This window comes from Microcoleus sp. (assembly GCF_049646505.1).
In the GTDB taxonomy this organism is placed as follows: Bacteria; Cyanobacteriota; Cyanobacteriia; order Cyanobacteriales; family Microcoleaceae; genus Microcoleus.
The window spans coordinates 1-2,779 of record NZ_JBARVX010000167.1 but is presented as its reverse complement, the minus strand read 5'-3'; the positions used below and the strand labels follow the sequence as shown (position 1 = coordinate 2,779).

Below are 2,779 nucleotides of genomic sequence, written 5' to 3'. Positions count from 1 at the left end.
TTTAACCGGATTCGATCGAATTTCGAGTTTCCTGAAGGCAAATCTTTCGGTAGACTCTCTATGCGAGCTAAAATTTTAAATCTAAAATCGCAGGAAGTTTGGGTGAAGGAAGTTATTAAAAATTTGTCAGAAGATCGCAGGCACCGCCCGCTAGCGAAGCCCTCGAAGAGGATCGCGCCTTTGTTGCTGTCGCTGTTGTGGCTGGGGGCGATCGGCTTCGTAGCTTTTTTGTGGAATCTCGGCAACATCGGCTTAGTTGACGAAACCGAACCGCTGTTTGCCGAAGCCGCCCGTCAAATGACGGTGACAGGGCATTGGATCACTCCTTATTTCAACGGCGAAACCAGGTTTGACAAGCCGCCGCTGATTTACTGGCTGATGGCGGTGGCTTACCGCACTTTGGGAGTTAACGAGTGGGCTGTACGTCTGCCGTCGGCTTTGTGCGCGATCGCCCTTACTTGCCTCGGATTCTATACCTTATCGAAGCAAGAAGGAAGAAGTCAACCCTCTGTTACCCGCGAAGTTAACCCCCCCCTACCCCCCCCAAGGGGGGAAAAGAAAGAGAATCACAATTCCAATTTCAAATTGCCCGGTATTCCAATCTTTCTTTCTACTCCTTGGATTGGTGCGGCGCTAATCGCCTTAAATCCCCAAACTATTGCCTGGGGACGGACAGGGGTTTCAGATATGCTATTGAGCGCCTGTATGTGTTCGGCACTTCTGGCATTTTTCCTCGGTTACACCCTAGAAGAAAAAAGAGAAAAAGCAGAATTTTCCACAGTTTCTGCATCGCGATTTCCCAATAAGTGGTATCTGACTTGTTACGTACTAATTGCCCTAGCAATTCTGGCTAAGGGGCCTGTGGGAATTGTCATACCAGCGCTGATTATTGGCAGCTTCGGGCTGTATTTGGGAAATTTTCGGCAACTTTGGCGAGAAATGCGTCCGGTGTCTGGAATCTTGATTATTCTGGCGATCGCCCTGCCTTGGTATATCCTGGTAACATTAGCCAACGGTCAAACTTATATTGACAGCTTTTTCGGCTATCACAATTTTCAGCGTTTTACTGAAGTAGTCAACAAGCACTCAGCGCCTTGGTATTTTTACTTTTTTGTAGTGCTGGTTGGTTTTGCACCTTGGTCGATTTATTTGCCGCTGGCGATCGCCCGCACCCGTTTTTGGCAGCGCAGTTACTGGCGCCGTCAACCGCGAAGAGATCAATTAAGTTTATTTGCCCTATTTTGGTTCGGCTGCATCTTTGGCTTTTTCACGATCGCCGTCACCAAATTACCCAGTTACGTATTGCCTTTACTGCCCGCCGCTGCCATTTTGGTAACGCTGCTGTGGAGCGATATTATTGCAGGTAACGAGCCCAAAAACAGGCCGGGAAAGTTAGAAAAAAAACCGAATTTTTTACCGCGAGGGCTGTTAGTCACATACATTTTCAATGTCGTATTTTTACTAATTGTAGCCGGAGCAACTTTCTACTGCTACAACTGGCTGGGAGACGATCCGGCAATGCCCAATTTTCCGCAAGCACTTCAGCAGTCGGGATTGCTGATTGTGGGCGGTGCGATTTGGATAACTGCTGCAGTGGCGATCGCACTTTTGCTCTGGAAGCGGCAACAGCGCTGGATTTTGGTTGCCAACTTCATCGGCTTAGTAGCATTTATCATTTTTGGTCTTACTCCCGCCTACAATTTAGTCGATCTCAACCGCCAGTTACCTCTGAGACAGTTGGCGCAGGTTGTTGTGCAACAAAAACTGCCTGGGGAAGAGTTTATTATGGTTGGTTTCTGGAAACCGAGTCTGGTTTTTTATACCGAAGAACCCGTGACTTACTACCGATCTATCAGAGGGGCGCTCGACTACCTTAAGGACTCTACAAACCCCACTTCTCCCTCTATTTTGTTGCTGGGATATCCAGAGAAATTTGTGGAATTGGGATTGCAGCCAAATCAATATCAACTGTTGGACAGTCGGGGTGCTTACCAACTCGCCAGGGTTCCGAGAACAGCATTTCGATAGTATATTTTCATGCGAGTGCGGTGAGCCGATTTATATGGTGTGAAAGTAGGGGCAATCCCCCCGTGGTTGCCCCGGAATTTGGATATGCTGCGTCTAGGACTGTAAAAGCTATAATCTACTCAATACCTAAAACCCAAAGCTCGGAGCCGATAATGGTTTCAATTCTCAACAAACCCTCCTCGTTAATCCATGAGATTTGCATTGAAAAGGTCGATCGGTGGAAGTTGTTCAAATTTAGTGAATCGATCCAACAGCGGATGGAGAAATTGTTAGAGAAGAAAAAAGCAGGCCAACTAATAGCAGAAGAGGCAGCGGAACTCGACGCCATTGGGGAATTAGATCGCATCTTTACCCACATCAATGCAATGATGGCGGCTCAAGATGTCGATCGGTGATCGTGAGTTAACTAGCGTTACGGAGTAGATTAGATGAATCCTGAGACAAAGCAAGTATCACAGCACATGAAACAATTTGGGCTTCATATTCTTGGGAGAGCTATTTATGATGCAACCTTTAACGAGATGATGAGGCCTTTTGCTCATATGTTGTCGGTAGTTCATGCAGCACATGGAGCAGAAATACTTATCAAGGCACGCATTGCTGAAGAGCATCCGCTTTTAATCTTCAAGTCTTACCCTAAATCACATACTACTAAGGATGTATTGAGTATCAAGGAACTCTTTAAGTACGGTCGAACTTTAATGTATTCAGAGTTACCTGAAGTTCTTTGGGCGGCAACTGGTTATAGAAT

At 46.5% G+C, this 2,779-nt stretch carries 3 protein-coding genes; all 3 read left to right on the top strand.

The features are described from left to right. On the top strand, positions 1–2,028 hold a 2,028-nt coding region (locus tag WBA89_RS08905; RefSeq protein ID WP_424405732.1), incomplete at its 5' end, for an ArnT family glycosyltransferase. Positions 2,029–2,180: 152 nt separating this feature from the next. Beyond that, positions 2,181–2,423, top strand: coding sequence for a hypothetical protein (locus tag WBA89_RS08900; RefSeq protein ID WP_424405730.1), 243 nt, complete (start codon positions 2,181–2,183; stop codon positions 2,421–2,423). A gap of 33 nt (positions 2,424–2,456) precedes the next feature. Next, the coding region (locus WBA89_RS08895) for a hypothetical protein (protein WP_424405728.1) at positions 2,457–2,779 on the top strand (323 nt) is incomplete at its 3' end.

Bases quoted from the DNA above. Each gene is read 5' to 3' on its own strand.
- WBA89_RS08900 (WP_424405730.1), top strand. From the start codon at position 2,181: ATGGTTTCAATTCTCAACAAACCCTCCTCGTTAATCCATGAGATTTGC.